Source organism: Bradyrhizobium sp. USDA 3262 (genome assembly GCF_054060035.1).
Genome location: NZ_JBSSCT010000001.1, coordinates 185,243 through 200,614 on the forward strand (window position 1 = coordinate 185,243; position 15,372 = coordinate 200,614).

Consider the following 15,372-nt stretch of genomic DNA (forward strand, 5'->3'; position numbering starts at 1 on the left):
AGGGTTGTGGCGACATGCTGTGACGGAATATCCGCCGCGCCGTGATGGCGATTGCAGAGTGAGGCCCTTCCTACGTTCCGTTTGCACGCCGCGGCGCCAGCCCGCGCCAGAGATCGGGGCCGGGCTTCACGCGGCTCGCCACGAGTTTTGGCGGCGAGCGGTCCTTGGCGATCGCCGCCTCGACCGCGCGCTTGAGCCTGACATTGTCGATCTGCGCCAGGAATCGCCGGATGACGGAATCCTGATCCGCGCTTTGACCGGAGATCGCCGCGCACAGCTCCGCGGTCGTCCTGCGGAAGAAGTGGAAGGCGTCATCGGCCGCGCCGCCCAGCCGGTCGACCTCGCCGGCCACACCGAGCGCGTGCATCCGATCGTCGTCGTCAAGCGTCACTGCGAAGCGCAGCACGGCAAGCTGCCAGGCACAAAGCAGCTTGCTCTCCGGTTCGGTCGCATTCTCGCGCATCAGTCGAACACCCCGCGCGCCCGACCTCCTTCGGCTGTCGAGGGAGGTCAGGCGCGGCGCGACTATCCTTGCGTGGGAATAGGTTTTCGAGGGGCGCGCGCGCCCGATCGCATAGGAATCGCATAGGCGAAGCGCGCCGAGGCCCAATTCGCTCAAATCCCCTCGAACTGCAGCCGCGCCAGCCGGGCGTAGAGGCCGCCCGCGGCGACCAGCTCGGCGTGGGTGCCCTGCTCGACGATCCTGCCCTGGTCCATCACCAGGATGCGGTCGCAGGACAAGACGGTCGCCAACCGATGCGCGATCACCAGCGTGGTGCGGTGGCGCATCAATTCCTCCAGCGCGGTCTGCACCAGCGTCTCGCTCTCGGCGTCGAGCGCCGAGGTCGCCTCGTCGAGCAGCAGCAGCGGCGCATCGCGCAGGATCGCGCGCGCGATCGCGATGCGCTGGCGCTGGCCGCCGGACAGCGTCACGCCGCGCTCGCCGAGCTGGGCGTCGAAGCCTTCGGGCAGGCGGCGCAGGAACTCGGTGGCATGGGCGAGATCGGCGGCGCGCTCGACCTCGGCGTCGGTGGCATCGGGCCGGCCGAACCGGATGTTCTCGCGGGCGCTTGCGGCGAACACCACGGAATCCTGCGGCACCAGCGCGATGCGCGCGCGCACCTCGGCCGGATCGGCCTGACGGATCGACACGCCGTCGAGCGAGATCGTGCCCGACTTCGGATCGTAAAAGCGCAGCAGCAGATGGAACAGCGTGCTCTTGCCGGCGCCGGACGGGCCGACGATCGCGACCTTTTCACCTGATCGTACCGAGAGCGACACGCCGTCGACCGCCAGCGCGTTGGGCCGGGTCGGATAGGCGAAGCTGACATTGTCGAAACCGACATCGCCGCGTGCCGGCTGCGGCAGCGCGCGCGGCGAAGCGGGCGCCGCGATCTGCGGCCTGACGCGCAGGATCTCGAACAGCCGCTCGGCGGCGCCCGATGCGGCCGAGACCTCGCCCCAGACCTCGCTGAGCTGACCGAGGCCGCTCGCGGCGAACGCCGTGTAGAGAATGAACTGGCCGAGCCGGCCCGGACTGATGGTTCCGACCAGCACGTCGTGCGAGCCGACCCAGAGGATCACGACGACGCTGGCGAACACGATGAAGATGACGATCAGCGTCAGCACCGCGCGCGCCTTGGTCGAGCTGCGCGCGGCTTGATAGGCCTGCTCGACCTCGCCGGCAAAGCGCGTCCTGGCGAGCCGCTCGCCGGTATAGGCCTGCACAGTGCGGATCGCATTGACCAGCTCCGAGGCATAGGCGCTGGCATCGGCCAGCGTGTCCTGGGCGGTGCGCGACAGCCGTCGCACCCAGCGGCCGAACGCCACCAGCGGAATCACGATGATCGGAATCGCGAGCAGCACGAAGCCGGACAGCCGCGGGCTGGTGATCACCATCATCGCGGCGGCGCCGAAGAACAGCATCAGGTTGCGCAGCGCGATCGACACCGACGCGCCGACCGCGGACTTGATCTGGGTGGTGTCGGCGGTGAGCCGCGACACCAATTCGCCACTCCGTGCGGAATCGAAGAACGAGGGCGACAGCGAAATCAGATGCGCGAACACGTCGCGCCGGAGATCGGCGACGATGCGCTCGCCGATCGTCATCACGAGGTAATAGCGCGAGGCGCTGGCACAGGCGAGCACCGCGACGACCGCGATCATCACGCTGAAATAGCTGTTGATCATCGCGATGCCTTCGGGCGTGAAGCCCATGTCGATCATCCGCCGCACCGCGACCGGCACGATCAGCGTGGTGATCGCGGCGATCGTCAGCGAGATCAGCGCGAGGATCGCCCGGCCCTTGTAGCGCGCCACATAGGGCGCGAGCGCAAGCAACGGCCGCAACCGGGCACGGCTCTTCGCCGGCTCCGTGATCTGGCTCTCGATGAAGGCTTCCTCATCGAGCAACGCGTCGCGCGGGGGCTGCGGGGCGCCGCGCGGGGTCTCAAGCTGTTCGGCTACGCTCATCAATCTAGACCGGTTCTATCGCCCCCCACATAGGCCCGCCGACCCCCCGCTGGCAAATCCGGTAAAGTCCCAATCCGGTGATGGGCTTAGGCCCTTTCTTGGCTTGTTTTGGCGGGCTCCATGGGTTATAGACCCGCGCAAATCCCGTATTCCAGACATCTTGAGACGGGCGCCGGCGCGCCGAAGGAACTGTCATGAAAGCCGATATTCATCCGAATTATCATACGATTAAGGTCGTCATGACCGACGGCACCGAGTACCTGACCCGCTCGACCTGGGGCAAGGAAGGCGACACGCTGAACCTCGACATCGACCCCAAGTCGCACCCGGCCTGGACCGGCGGCACCCAGCAGCTGATGGACCGCGGCGGCCGCGTCTCGCGCTTCCAGAAGAAGTTTTCGGGCTTCCTCAAGAAGGACTAAAGTCCGCTTCGCAATCGCCCCGGCGATCACACGCAAAACGCCCCCGTCTCGGGGGCGTTTTTGTTTTTGGCGCTGGTGCAGATCGGCGGGCTGAACGAGCCTGCGATCCTCCCGATGCGTCGTCCTGGCGAAAGCCAGGACCCATAACCACCGACTTGTGTTGTTGGAGGAACAGGCGGCCCCAGCATGGCGAGGCAATTCGCATTAGGGGTAATGGGTCCTGGCTTTCGCCAGGACGACAGCGAATGTATCGCACGGCCTCCATCCACAATCGTCGTCCCTGCGAAAGCAGGGACCCATAACCACAGGGTTGTGTTGCTGAAGAAAGGCTGTGGCCACGGCGTCGCGCAACATTGAGCATTCGTGGTTATGGGTCCCGGCTCCAGGCCGGGACGACACCGAATGTGTTGCGCGGCCAGTGGGTCGTAATTCCAAATTCTCGCGACATGATCTGTCCGAGCTTTGCTCTTCGTTTCGCCGCTCCGAAAGCAGAGGGCGCAGGGAAAGCCGGGTGCCGATCGCACCCATGGGTCCCGCGCAATAAACAACGCGGGAGGTAGGACCAGCGTTGAATGTCGCCTTTGGTCAATAGCCGCCCTTGGCGCAATGGAAGAAAGCCGCATACGTCTTCGCTCTATTTCCGTTAGCCCGCGGCAACAACGCTCGACCGGCGAGACGGATAAGGCCGCCATTCTAGGGAGCGAAATAGCCGCCGCTCAGATTTGGTAAGCGACGGCAAATTCTCGCTGCTCGTGTTACTTCAGCTTATACGTACCGGTTTGATGATTGCAGCTCTGAAACGTTCCGTCCTTGACGACCGGAAAAGACCCCAGCGGTTCGACTGTGCCTACCATGACCATGCCTTCGTATTTTCCAGTTCCTGCGAGGTTCGTCCTGGTTGTCTTTCCATCGCCGGTCGAAAAATATGAGAGCCGCTTGTCGCCGTCCACATCGATTGACTCGCAAACGTTGGACCCCGTGATCTTCCCGTCAAGTGATGCATTCATCCCGACGCAGCGGAAAGTGCTTTTGTCAAACATGCCCCCGGGAGGATTGCTGCGGACGGTGCCCGTCAACTCAAAACTTGATCCGGTGTGGGTCTTGGAGAACGTGATCGTGTTATTAACGCCTGACCAACAGGCGATGTAGTCGTAGCTGCCCTCCTTTGGAAGCTCAGCCGCAAATGCAGAAAATGGAGAACCAACGATGAGTAAGGCTAATGCATACCTGTGCATGGCATTCCCCTCCTGAAATCGTTTTAAATGTCAGCCCCGTTAGTCAGTTATTCCGCATTGGATCGACTACTTTGATCTAGATCAGCAGGTTGTGGCGGTTGACACCGCCGGCGCGAAGAGGGGCAACCCCGTTTCGGCACGCTTACCGCGTCCGACCGAGTGGCCGCTTAGGGTCGTTTGCGCCTTCCGGCTGTCGGACTGGCTGGCCGGCATAGGATCGGACCCTCACCTGTTCGGAACGCATTCACGTCGGTCGAACCAAGGCTACCCCTCATCTATCGTCGCAGCGGCAACTTGCGAGCCGTACAGCTTCTGCTAGGTCGTACAAAAATGGAAAGCACGGTCCGCCATCTGGGCGGAGCGGACATGCTCTGCCCCTCTGTTTCCGGCGGGTGCGGGCCACTAGGTGACTGCCGCTAAATGTCTTTTGCCGGCCAACGCAATGAGGAATGCTTTTGATGTCGTCAGCGGGATGGGAGGCACTCCGGCAGTGGGGTGAAGACGTAACTCGCATCGAACCGCTCACTGGCGGAGTCGCGAACGACGTGTGGAGCGTGCGCATCCACGGGCACCGCGCCGTCGGTCGTCTCGGTACGAGGAGCGACGCTGATCTCGCGTGGGAGACGAAGCTCCTCCAATACCTCGATCGTGAAGGTCTCACCGTGCCGGTGCCCATCCCGACGATAGACGGCCGGTTGTTCGCGGACGGTCTGGTGGTCATGACATATGTGGAGGGCGGACCGCCGGAGACGGAGGCCGACTGGCGTTGCGCGGCCGACACGCTCCGCCGGCTGCATCGGTTGACGCAGCACTGGCCGCAGCGCCCGGGCTGGCGATCGTCGACCGACCTGCTGCACGCCGAAACCGGGACGAAGATCGACCTCGGCGCGATGCCGCCTGAGGGCGTTGGCCGATGCCGCGCCGCGTGGGCGCGGCTCGCCGGACGTCAGACCTGCGTCGTCCACGGCGACCCCAACCCGCGCAACATCCGCGTAACCGCAGATCGGGTCGCACTGATCGACTGGGACGAGTCGCATGTCGACGTCCCCGATCTCGACCTGGTGCTGCCCCACAATGCCGCCGGTCTCGACGGCGTCGCGCACGACATCGCCGCGCAGGCGTCGGCCGCATGGGAGGCCGCCGTCTGCTGGGACGACGCGTACGCAATCAAGCGACTTGCCGACGTACGAGCGGTCTAGTGCGGACGTTTCGATCGCTTGAGCTCGGCGACCTTAAACTTCCCGGCGGCCTGCAGGCTGCTGCAAAGCCACCAGGCCCTGTTTCGGTACTCGCCCAGGAACCATTTGGTCTCGACGCAATCGACGTAGGATTTGTAGGTGAGGTTGTCTCGGCACGTCGACGAGAACGGTCCGTGGGTTTGTCCGCCCGTCGACTCGCTACACCCGACCCAAGGGTCCTTGCCATGCGGGAGGCTCGATTCGCAGCCACCGTTGCAATTGCTGGCGACTTTCTCCAGCGCCGCAATCCTGCCCAGCACTGAATCCGGTGCCGGCGCTCGAGCGGTTGACGATGACGCCTGGGTGGTTCTCGATCTGCGGTGAGGTGCCCCTGTGGTCACCACCTGGGTCGGACGATTTGGCCTTGCCACCGGCTTCGGTGCCTCGACCGTGATGGACGGAAGCGGCTTGGCGGGATCTGTTTGCGACGCTGCCGGGCCGCACAGCCAGGCAGTTGACAACACAGCGACGGCTGAAGGCGCGACAAGGCTCGACGGCAATTTCATGACATGGCCCTCCCAAATCCGGGACGGAAATGCCGTCCCGACGAGCGCACGGTACCATGCAGCCCGGGTTTGGCTACCTAGGGTTGAAGAAATATCTGCCGGTGTCTCGGGGTCGACATGGCGGCGAGAGAACGCCGACCGCTCGCGCCGTTCCGGCGTTTGCTCCTGGCCCAAAGCTGAGCTCGAAGGGCGCTTGCCGATATTCGCCTTTGACCCGAAGCGGTCACTTGAGCGACACCGACACGCAGCGGGATCGGATCGATTTTGCAGGACCCTCGCCATTAGGTCAGCGATCCTGCCCCATAGCCCCTGTGACGAAGTTGTTGGCGCCCCCTACTCTCGATCCAGCGGCCATGCTTTGGTCAAAACTGCGTTGAGTGTTTGGCAGGGGTCATCGACATGGTGAAAATGCAATCGCCCTCCTTCGGGTGACATTGGACCAGGTGCCAGGTCGTTCCCTACCGCATTCTTGAGGTGCCCACCGCAAAGGCTTGTGATGGAACGGGCAAGGTTCGATAAGGCCGGCATTTTCGCCTTTGGCGATGCTCGGAGCGCTGTGACCTACTCGATCGAAGTTTTTATTGTCACCGCGATCTACGGGAGCCTTGCGGCCTCCGCACATCTCCTTCCCGCTATCAATCCAGCCGCGACACCGCTGTGGCCGCCAACCGGGGTTGCGCTCGCGCTCATGCTGCTGCGTGGGTACCGGGTCTGGCCCGCGATCCTGGTGGGCGCCGTCGCGCCTTACCTGATGACCGACCGATCGCTCCTGGAGTTTGTCGCCGCCGGGATCGGCACCCTCCTTGCTGCATTGGCCGGGACATGGCTGATCGGACGCTGGTCGAACGGTCGCCAGACGTTTGCCACGCCATCCGGCGTCGCAAAGTTTGCAGGCATTTCCTTTGTACCGACCGCGATGATCAGTTCATCCACCGCTTTGGCCGGATTCATCTTCGTCAACGAACCGGGCTTTCCCGATTCCGTCGCCGCCGGGTTGACCTGGTGGCTTGCCGACGCAGCCGCGACCCTGGTGATTGCTCCGGTCATCGTGCTCTGGGCGATGATGCCCTTACGGATTCCCTCCAGGTGGGCTCTGCTGGAATCGATCGCTGTTCCCGCCCTCGCTGGTCTCATTGGGATCGCAGCCTACAGCCCGCTCATCGGCAGTGACCTCATCAGCGACGATCTCAATTTGCCGTTGCCGCATCGCAGCCTGCTGGGCTTTCTGGCTTTGCTCCCGTTGATCTGGACCGGTCTGCGCGGCAATCGATGCACCGCGGCTACGGCTGCGCTCATTTTCACCGGAATGGCAGTCTGGGGGTTCGCGTCCGGTAATGATCCGTTTCCGAAGACGGATCTGAGCGGCGCATTGTTGTCACTGCTCGTGCTTTCGATCATCGTATCGGCGCCCCCTCTTGCCCTGGCTGCGGCAATTGCCACGCGCCAGACCACGGAAGCCCATCTGCTTTCCGTGCAGGACCAACTGAACGGTCAACTTGAACGGAACGCCTCGGCGCTGGACAGCATCAGACGGCACTTCCAAACCCTCATCGAAGGCGTCGTCGACTATGCGATTTTTGCGCTTGATCGAGAAGGACACGTTACGAGCTGGAATAGCACCGCTCAAAAAATCATCGGCTACACCTCGGAAGAAATCATAGGCAAGCATTTTGGAATATTCTATCGGCCGGATGAACGACGCGCGGGTTCGCCAACACACGCGCTGGAGACGGCAATCGAACGAGGCAAGTACGACGTAGAGGGTTGGCGCATTAGAAAGAACGGTACGCCGTTCTTCATCACGGGCTCGGTCTCGTCGAGCCATGATGACGCGGGAAATCTGATCGGCTTCATCAGTATTCTGCGCGACGCAACCGAGCGACGCGATGCGGAGGAGAAGCTGGTTCAGGCACGCGAGCAGCTCGCGATGTCGCAGAAAATGGAGGCAATCGGCAAGCTGACCGGCGGGATTGCACACGACTTCAACAATCTATTGATGATCATCGGAGGCAGTGCCCAGATCTTTACTCGCCTGCTCGATCCAAAACTGCCCAAGGCAATTGAAGCCATACAGACCGCGGCCAAACGCGGCGAGAGCCTCACCCGCCAATTGTTGACGTTCTCTCGTCATCAGCATCTCAGCCCGACGGTCGTCGACCTGAATGCGTCCATCAAGAACATGCGGACCATGATCGAGAGCTCGCTGCGCGGGAACATCGTGTACAACGAGAACGTCGGCGAGGGCGTAGCGTCGGTCAAGGTGGACCTCGCCGAGCTGGAACTTGCGATCGTCAACATCGCCGTCAATGCGCGCGATGCCATGCCAAGCGGCGGCACGTTCACCTTATCCGTCCATGCGGTGACCGCGAACCAGGAAACCGGCGGCGATCGCCGCGCAAAGGCCTTCTTTGCGATAGCGCTTGGCGATACCGGCACCGGCATTCCGCCAAACCTGCTGTCCAAGATGTTCGATCCGTTTTTCACGACCAAGGAGGTCGGCAAGGGCACCGGGCTCGGCTTGTCCCAAGTCTATGGTTTCGCGCATCAGGCCGGCGGAACGGTGACGGCGGACAGCAAGGTTGGACAGGGAACAACGATTACAATCTACCTGCCGTCCTGCGCGGACGAGCAAATCACCAGCAAAGAGCTGGCCGCTGCCAGAACAAGAGCAAGGCAGCCGCAGCGGCAGACGGTTCTCGTTGTCGACGACAGCCCAGAAGTGGCGGATGTGACATCCTCGCTGTTCGAGCATCTGGGTTATGACACGATCTATCGAGATTCGGCCGAAGCGGCGCTGAAATTGCTCGAAGCCGGTACAAAGATCGATCTCGTCTTCAGCGATATCGTCATGCCCGGGACCATCGATGGCGTCGGGCTCGCGAGAGAAGTCAGGTCGCGATACCCCGGTTTGCCGATAGCCCTTACAACCGGCTACAGCGATGCCGCAAAAGCGGCTCCGCCAAGTCTGAAAATACTCCGCAAGCCGTTCGATACCGAGGCACTGAGAGATTTTATCCACGATCTCGCGCCTCCGCGACCGACGCGATCATCCGGCACGCCCATGGCGTCAAGCACGACCGAAGCCTCGCGCAGAAATTGACCGGTCGCGCCATTGCAGAAGCTGCTCGTCGCGCAGCTTGACGAAGCGTTGATCCGCACCATCGCCGCTGATGGTGCTAGCGATCCTGGAAAGCCAGCCGCACGCCGAGCGCGACCAGGATGCTGCCGCCGATCCGCTGCATGACGCGCTGCGACCGCTTCGAGCGCTGCAGCTTCGACATCACGGCGCTGGCGAAGAACACGCAGACGATGTCGACCGCCGAAAAGGTCAGATTGACCGTTGTGCCGAGCAGAAACAGCTGGACCCAGACCTGCAGGCCGGCCGACGCATCGACGAATTGCGGCAGGAACGCCAGGAAGAAGATTGCCGTCTTCGGATTGAGCACCTCGACGACGATGCTTTGCACGAAGGCGCGCTCCGCCGAGAGCGGCGCAAGTGTGGGGCGCTTTGCATTGTCGCGGTCGCGGAACAGCGACAGTCCGAGCCAGACCAGATAGGCCGCGCCGGCAAGCTTCATCGCCATGAACAGCGGCGGCACCGCATGAAACAGCAGAGCGAGGCCGGCGGCCGCGGCGACGACATGGACATAGCCGCCGAGATGCAGCCCGAGCGAGGCCATCAGCCCCGCGCGCCTGCCGCCCGCCAAAGTGCGGGCCGCAGCGTACAGCATGGCGGGGCCCGGGATCAGCGCGAAGGTTGCGGTCGTGATCGCGAAGGCGAGGTACAATTCCATCGGGGGCGTTCGTCTCAGTTCCCAGGGATCATCGCCGCAACCTCGCGGTCGACCGGATTGTCGCTGGCGCCAAGACCCGCGATGACGCCGGCGCGATCCTCGGACTTGCGGTTCTGGCTCATCTTCTTCTTGGCGTCGATCCGCGTGATCGGCATCCGGAAGCCGACGATGCCGCGCAGCTGCGCCTTGATGAAATCGTCCGGCGCGTCGCTGACCTGCCAGGCCTCCGGGCGCGAAGTCTCGTGCAGCTCGGTCAGCCGGGTCACGACGTCGAGCAGGCGCTCGGCATCCTCAAAGAACTCGGCCGCGCCATAGGCGTGGACGGCGACGTAATTCCAGGTCGGCACCACCTTGCCGTGCTCGGTCTTGGTCGCGTACCAGGACGGCGTCACATAGGCGCTGGGCCCCATGAAGATCGCCATCGCCTCGCCGACCGCCGGCAGCTTCCACTGCAGATTGGGCCGCGCGACGTGACCGTACAGCGTGCCGTAGTCGCCCTCGTTCTCATTGAGGATCAGCGGCAGCGGCGTTCCGATCAGGCCATCGGCGGTTGCGGTGACAAGGGTCGCGAGCTTTGAGGCCCGCATCGCGGCGTGGATCGGACCGAGCTCATCGATCTTGAAATGCGGCGGCAGGTACATTGCAGACCTCTTGGCAAACCTCTTGGCAGACCTTTGGCAGGCATCATCAATTGCTGCTCCACCATAGCGCCGAAGTGGCCTATGATAAGAGCCACTTTCGATCATCTTGATTGCTCCACTATGCCCCGCCTGCGCACCACGATCAGCATCCCTTCGCTCCGGGCCGTCGACCGCGCCGCCGGACAGGTCGGGCGCCAGATCGCGCAGGCCCTGCGCGCCGCGATTGCGAGCGGCGAACTGAAGGCCGGGGAATTCCTGCCGTCGACGCGCGCGCTGTCGGCCTCGCTCGGCGTTGCGCGCGGCACGGTCACGGAAGCCTTCGAGCAGTTGCTCGCCGAGGGCTATCTGGAATCGCAGGTCGGTGCCGGCACCCGCGTCGCGCCGACGCTTGCCGAGCAGGCGCGGCCCGTCGTGGTCGATCGCAACCCGAACAAATCAACGCCGATCCAGCTGCCGCCGCGCGCGGCGCGGCTTGCCAAAGTGGCGGCGGCCTTCACGCCGATGCCGGAAGTCCCGTTTGCAATCGCGGTCCCCGGCGGCGCGGTCGCGCCCGACGACCATTGGCGCCGCCTCGGCAACCGCGTACGCGCATCGCGCGCGGCGGCGCCTGCGAGCTATGGCGATCCGCGCGGCCTGATGGAGCTGCGGCAGGCGATCGCCGACTATGTGCGCAAATCCCGCGCGGTGCATTGCGAGCCCGAGCAGGTCGTGATCACGGCCGGCACCCAGCAAGGCCTCTATCTCGCCGGCCGCGTGCTGCTGTCGTCAGGCGATCGCGTCTGGGCCGAGGATCCCGCCTATCCCGGCATGACCGCCGTGCTCGACGATCTCGATCTCCTCACCACGCGCGTATCGGTCGATGCGCAGGGCATCGACGTCGAAGCCGCCGTCGCCGCGTGCCCGCATGCGCGCGCGGCCTTCGTGACGCCGTCGCATCAATATCCGCTGGGCATGCCGATGAGCATGGCCCGCCGCAATGCGCTGGTGGCGTGGGCGCAACGACGTGATGGGTGGATCGTCGAGGACGATTACGACAGCGAGCTGCGCTATGCCGGTCATCCCTTCCCGTCGATGCAGGGCCTCGCCCCATCGCGGGTGATTTATCTCGGCACGCTGAGCAAGGTTCTGTTTCCGTCGCTGCGGCTCGGCTACGTCGTGGCGCCAGCGCCGCTGATTGACGCCTTCGCCGGCGCGCGGGCGCTGCTCGACCGGCATTCGCCAACCGCCGACCAGCATGTGCTGGCGGCCTATATGCGCGAGGGACTGTTCGAAGCGCATATCAGACGCATTCGCGGCGTCTACGCCGCACGGCGTGCGACGCTGATCGCGGCGCTCGAACGTCACATGCCCGATGATGTCTCGCTGCAGCCGTGCGACCAGGGCATGCATCTGCTGCTGTGGCTGCCGCGCGGCGTCGACGACGTGCAATTGGCGAAATCGGCGCTGGCCGACGGCATCGTCGTGCGGCCGATCTCACCGATGTACAAGGCAGCTCCGCGGCCTGGCCTGATGCTCGGCTTCGGCGGCTTCGAGCCGGAGGAGCTGGAGGCGGCGGCAATCAGGCTACGACGCGTGATCGATCAGCACACGTCACAGCGGCGCGCCAAGCCACGCCGTGCTGAGGCCTCACACTGATTTTGCAGCTTGGACTTTACTGCTCGAACGCGGCCTTGAGGCGGTTGAGCTGCGGCACCAGCGGGTTGCCGATCGAGGAACGATCCGGCGCCGGTGCGTGGATCGTGGTGTCGAGGCGGCGGACGCGCGCCTGCAGATCCATCGAGCGGGCGATCAGCTGCTGCAATTGCTCCGGCAGCTTGGTCACCATGTCGACCGGGCCGGGATCGGCGGCCGACAGCTTGACCTTGGTCTTTTCGCGATTGGCCTGGGTCAGCGTCATCTCGCCTTCCTTGACCGCGCGATGCAGCAGCAGCCAGGACGCGAGCTGCATCAGCCGCGTGGTCAGGCGCATGCTTTCGGTGGCATAGGTCAGGCTCACGGACCGTTCGAGCGCCTTGGCCTCGGCACGTCCGTCACCGTCGAGATAGGCCGCGGTCTGCTCGACCAGGTCCATGCCTTCCCGGAACAGCACGCCGAATGCCGCAGAATTGGTCAGCCGCTCACTGAACAGTACAAGCCCGGCTTCGCTCTGGGAACGATCGGCCATGGTTAACGCCCTCACACCATCGTAACGCCCGCTGGCATCTGACGCGCCAGCTTATGATGAACAAATCATTGCGCGGGCGCGCCGAAGAGTCCAGCCGCAACCGGATTTATGGTTTCCAGCGGATAGGACGCACAAAAAAGAGCCGCCGTTTCCGGCGGCTTTTGAAGTTGATAACAGGGAGGCGTCAAACAGAGTGGACAGGAGCCACTCGGTGTCCAAACGAGGACAATGCAGTCATAATCGAGAAAGCTTAACCGATCGTAAATGAACGGATTTCTTGACGCTTTTGTTTGCCATGTCGGCCATTGACCTAGTTTGGGACAGGTCTCTTCGTAGTCCGGACGGAGCCAACGGGTCGCGCGAACGCGTATTCCGTCATCCTGAGGAGCGCGTAGCGCGTCTCGAAGGATGCACGGCCCGGCCATTGGCCGTCGATCCTTCGAGACGCCGCTTCGCGGCTCCTCAGGATGACGGATTGAGGGCGGCGTCGAACAAAATCGCAGTGGCGTAGCCCGGATGGAGCGCAGCGAAATCCGGGAAACGCCCATCTGTGGATAACACTGCCCCGGATTGCGCTGCGCTTCATCCAGGCTACGACAGCAATGAGATCGCAGCGCTACGACTTGAAGAATGCGTTCGCGGCATCCTTCGACGCGCGCTTCTTTGTCATCGCCTCTTTCAGGCGATCGACTTCGGTCGTGAGCAGCGCGATGCGCTCGGTCAATTCCTCGACCGACAGTAGCGAGAGATCCTGTCCGATCTCGTGGCTGATTTTCTTCCGCGGCCGGTCCTCATCCTCAATCGGCATGTGTCCTCCCCGCGATGCTGGTCTGGCGCCGTGCGTCCAGAGCTGGTAGATGTCCCAAAGCGCGATGAGATTGGGTTGAATCGTCATCGGGCTTCAGCTCTTTGTTTGAGCATGATCTTTTCGGAAAACCGCTTCGCACTTTTCCGGATCATGCTCGAGGAGAATTTTGCAGTGACTTTCGTGTGCGCGCAACATCTGACGCGAATGCCCCGGCCCGACCGCAAGGAGTCTGACCGGAGGGGATAGTTGCGCGCCTGCGCGCCAGGCATGAGCCGACCCCAAGCCCTTCCGGTCACGCGGGAGGGCTTTTTGATTTTCCGATTTGATTTCGTCGGAATTTCTCTTGGGGGGTCGGCATCACCGAACGCGAAAGACCTTAACCCATGACCAAGATTCTCATCACCAGCGCGCTGCCTTACGTCAACGGCGTCAAGCATCTCGGCAATCTCGTCGGCTCGCTGCTGCCCGCCGATGTCCACGGCCCGCTTCCGCCGGCAGATCGGCTGCGACGTGCTGTTCATCTGCACGACCGACGAGCACGGCACGCCGGCGGAGCTCGGCGCCATCGAGGCCGGACAGGATGTCCGGGCGTTCTGCGACGCGCAGCACGCCATCCAGGCCGACATCTACCGGCGCTTCGGCCTCTCCTTCGATCATTTCGGCCGCACCAGCTCGCCGCATAATCATACGCTGACGCAGCACTTCTATCGCCGGCTCGACGACGCCGGACTGATCGAAGCACGCACCTCGCGACAGGTGTTCTCGCCCGCCGACCGCCGCTTCCTGCCCGACCGCTACGTGCTCGGCACCTGTCCGCATTGCGGCGACGCTGGCGCGCGCGGCGATCAATGCGACCATTGCGGCACGCTACTCGACCCGCCGGACCTCATCGATCCCCGCTCGGCACTCTCAGGCGACCGCTCGCTCGAGATCCGCGAGAGCCGTCATCTGTTTCTGCGGCAGTCGCGACTGGTCGAAAAAATCGGCGCATGGATCGACAGCCGCAGCGGATGGCCACCCTTCGTGGTGTCGACCGCGAAGGGCTGGCTCAATGCGGAGCTGCGCGATCGCTGCATCACGCGCGATCTCGCCTGGGGCATCGCGGTGCCGCGCGAAGGTTTCGACGGCAAGGTGTTCTATGTCTGGTTCGACGCGCCGATCGGCTACATCGCGGCGACGCAGGAATGGGCCGACGCCGCGCCGGGCCGCGACTGGCGGCAATGGTGGTGGCAGGCCGATGACGTCAGCTACATCCAGTTTCTCGGCAAGGACAACATCCCGTTCCACACCGTGAGCTTTCCGGCGACGCTGATCGGCTCCAGCGAACCGTGGAAGACCGCCGATGTGATCAAGGGATTCCATTGGCTGAATTACGAAGGCGGCAAGTTCTCGACCAGCCAAAAGCGCGGCGTCTTCACCGATGCGGCGCTCACGGAATTGCCCGCCGATCTCTGGCGCTGGTGGCTGATCGCCAACGCGCCAGAAAGCGCCGACACGGATTTTAGCGTCGCCAGGTTCGTTGCCGACGTGAACAAGGATCTCGCCGACATCTTCGGCAATCTCGCCAACCGCATCATCAGCTTTGCGCATCGCGCCTTCGATGGCCGCTTTCCCGGAGGCGGCGTACCCGGTGATGCCGAACGACAGCTGGCGCACGATCTGGAGCGGCGCATCGCGACGCTGCACCGCCATCACACCGCACTGGAGTTTCGCGCAGCGGCGGCAACGACCCGCGCGATCTGGGACGCCGCGAATGCTTACCTGCAACACGCGGCACCATGGTCCGCCATCAAGTCCGATCCGGCACGCGCGGCCGTCGTCACCCGCGTCGGGCTCAATCTTGTCGCGCTCTGCGCCACGCTGGCGTGGAGCATCGCGCCTCACCTCGCGGAGCGCGTGCTCGGCGCGCTCGGTCAGAGCGATGCCGTGCCGCGCTGGCCCAATGGCCCAATCCTCCCGCTGCTGGATCGCGGCGCGGGCACGCCGGTCGCAAGGCTCGGACCGCTGGTCGAGAAGATCACGCCTGAGAGAGCCGGCCAGCTCGCGGCGCGGTTCGGGGCTTAATGGCGTTTCGCTTCGGTGGAAAAGGCGG

General features: G+C 63.7%; 12 protein-coding genes and 1 pseudogene. 6 read left to right on the top strand and 7 right to left on the bottom strand.

Features of this window, described 5'->3' with window-relative positions; translation table 11 throughout:
• Window positions 1-70 precede the first annotated feature (70 nt).
• The gene (locus tag ACVWYP_RS00880; RefSeq protein ID WP_304497398.1) at window positions 71-463 is read right to left on the bottom strand and encodes a hypothetical protein; all 393 of its coding nucleotides are present in this window, start codon (window positions 461-463) and stop codon (window positions 71-73) included.
• 152 nt (window positions 464-615) lie between these two features.
• A complete protein-coding gene (locus tag ACVWYP_RS00885) occupies window positions 616-2,472 on the bottom strand; it encodes an ABC transporter ATP-binding protein/permease (RefSeq protein WP_304497399.1) in 1,857 nt (618 codons plus the stop codon).
• A 194-nt stretch (window positions 2,473-2,666) separates the two neighbouring features.
• Here ACVWYP_RS00885 and rpmE point away from each other — a divergent pair, with 194 nt between their 5' ends.
• Window positions 2,667-2,894: a 50S ribosomal protein L31 gene (gene rpmE, locus ACVWYP_RS00890; protein WP_016845230.1), complete on the top strand. Its 228-nt coding sequence runs from the start codon at window positions 2,667-2,669 to the stop codon at window positions 2,892-2,894.
• Between the two features lie 755 nt (window positions 2,895-3,649).
• On the opposite strand, the gene ACVWYP_RS00895 is transcribed toward rpmE, so the two are convergent.
• Window positions 3,650-4,129 (bottom strand): hypothetical protein, encoded by a 480-nt coding sequence (locus tag ACVWYP_RS00895; RefSeq protein WP_304497400.1) that lies wholly within the window; start codon window positions 4,127-4,129, stop codon window positions 3,650-3,652.
• 458 nt (window positions 4,130-4,587) lie between these two features.
• On the opposite strand from ACVWYP_RS00895, the gene ACVWYP_RS00900 reads away from it, so the two are divergent.
• Together ACVWYP_RS00900 and ACVWYP_RS00905 are read left to right on the top strand one after the other, a co-directional pair.
• Window positions 4,588-5,328 carry a phosphotransferase enzyme family protein gene (locus ACVWYP_RS00900; RefSeq protein ID WP_304497401.1) on the top strand — a complete coding sequence of 247 codons (741 nt, stop codon included), beginning with the start codon at window positions 4,588-4,590 and terminating at the stop codon, window positions 5,326-5,328.
• Window positions 5,329-6,429: 1,101 nt separating this feature from the next.
• Window positions 6,430-8,973 (top strand): MASE1 domain-containing protein, encoded by a 2,544-nt coding sequence (locus ACVWYP_RS00905; protein ID WP_456683976.1) that lies wholly within the window; start codon window positions 6,430-6,432, stop codon window positions 8,971-8,973.
• A 76-nt stretch (window positions 8,974-9,049) separates the two neighbouring features.
• On the opposite strand, the gene ACVWYP_RS00910 is transcribed toward ACVWYP_RS00905, so the two are convergent.
• Both ACVWYP_RS00910 and ACVWYP_RS00915 read right to left on the bottom strand, forming a co-directional pair.
• Window positions 9,050-9,667 carry a LysE family translocator gene (locus ACVWYP_RS00910; protein ID WP_304497403.1) on the bottom strand — a complete coding sequence of 206 codons (618 nt, stop codon included), beginning with the start codon at window positions 9,665-9,667 and terminating at the stop codon, window positions 9,050-9,052.
• Window positions 9,668-9,681: 14 nt separating this feature from the next.
• Window positions 9,682-10,308 (bottom strand): FMN-binding negative transcriptional regulator, encoded by a 627-nt coding sequence (locus ACVWYP_RS00915; protein WP_304497404.1) that lies wholly within the window; start codon window positions 10,306-10,308, stop codon window positions 9,682-9,684.
• A 120-nt stretch (window positions 10,309-10,428) separates the two neighbouring features.
• On the opposite strand from ACVWYP_RS00915, the gene pdxR reads away from it, so the two are divergent.
• Complete coding sequence (gene pdxR, locus ACVWYP_RS00920; protein ID WP_304497405.1) at window positions 10,429-11,943, top strand: MocR-like pyridoxine biosynthesis transcription factor PdxR; 1,515 nt, start codon at window positions 10,429-10,431, stop codon at window positions 11,941-11,943.
• 16 nt (window positions 11,944-11,959) lie between these two features.
• Here the strand turns inward: pdxR and rcdA are convergent, their stop codons facing one another.
• A complete protein-coding gene (gene rcdA, locus ACVWYP_RS00925; protein WP_069280242.1) occupies window positions 11,960-12,472 on the bottom strand; it encodes a protease adaptor protein RcdA in 513 nt (170 codons plus the stop codon).
• A 616-nt stretch (window positions 12,473-13,088) separates the two neighbouring features.
• Window positions 13,089-13,280 (bottom strand): DUF1192 domain-containing protein, encoded by a 192-nt coding sequence (locus ACVWYP_RS00930; protein WP_028340278.1) that lies wholly within the window; start codon window positions 13,278-13,280, stop codon window positions 13,089-13,091.
• Window positions 13,281-13,663: 383 nt separating this feature from the next.
• Here ACVWYP_RS00930 and ACVWYP_RS00935 point away from each other — a divergent pair.
• Together ACVWYP_RS00935 and metG are read left to right on the top strand one after the other, a co-directional pair.
• Window positions 13,664-13,720: pseudogene (locus ACVWYP_RS00935) on the top strand (hypothetical protein); the annotation flags it as partial.
• Between the two features lie 31 nt (window positions 13,721-13,751).
• A complete protein-coding gene (gene metG / locus ACVWYP_RS00940) occupies window positions 13,752-15,344 on the top strand; it encodes a methionine--tRNA ligase (RefSeq protein ID WP_456683977.1) in 1,593 nt (530 codons plus the stop codon).
• Window positions 15,345-15,372 lie beyond the last annotated feature (28 nt).

Excerpts from the sequence above, each read along its gene's own strand:
- pdxR (WP_304497405.1), top strand. The coding sequence starts at position 10,429 with ATGCCCCGCCTGCGCACCACGATCAGCATCCCTTCGCTCCGGGCCGTC.
- rcdA (WP_069280242.1), bottom strand. The coding sequence starts at position 12,472 with ATGGCCGATCGTTCCCAGAGCGAAGCCGGGCTTGTACTGTTCAGTGAG.
- ACVWYP_RS00915 (WP_304497404.1), bottom strand. The coding sequence starts at position 10,308 with ATGTACCTGCCGCCGCATTTCAAGATCGATGAGCTCGGTCCGATCCAC.
- metG (WP_456683977.1), top strand. The coding sequence starts at position 13,752 with ATGTCCACGGCCCGCTTCCGCCGGCAGATCGGCTGCGACGTGCTGTTC.
- rpmE (WP_016845230.1), top strand. The coding sequence starts at position 2,667 with ATGAAAGCCGATATTCATCCGAATTATCATACGATTAAGGTCGTCATG.
- ACVWYP_RS00895 (WP_304497400.1), bottom strand. The coding sequence starts at position 4,129 with ATGCACAGGTATGCATTAGCCTTACTCATCGTTGGTTCTCCATTTTCT.
- ACVWYP_RS00900 (WP_304497401.1), top strand. The coding sequence starts at position 4,588 with ATGTCGTCAGCGGGATGGGAGGCACTCCGGCAGTGGGGTGAAGACGTA.
- ACVWYP_RS00930 (WP_028340278.1), bottom strand. The coding sequence starts at position 13,280 with ATGCCGATTGAGGATGAGGACCGGCCGCGGAAGAAAATCAGCCACGAG.
- ACVWYP_RS00910 (WP_304497403.1), bottom strand. The coding sequence starts at position 9,667 with ATGGAATTGTACCTCGCCTTCGCGATCACGACCGCAACCTTCGCGCTG.
- ACVWYP_RS00885 (WP_304497399.1), bottom strand. The coding sequence starts at position 2,472 with ATGAGCGTAGCCGAACAGCTTGAGACCCCGCGCGGCGCCCCGCAGCCC.
- ACVWYP_RS00880 (WP_304497398.1), bottom strand. The coding sequence starts at position 463 with ATGCGCGAGAATGCGACCGAACCGGAGAGCAAGCTGCTTTGTGCCTGG.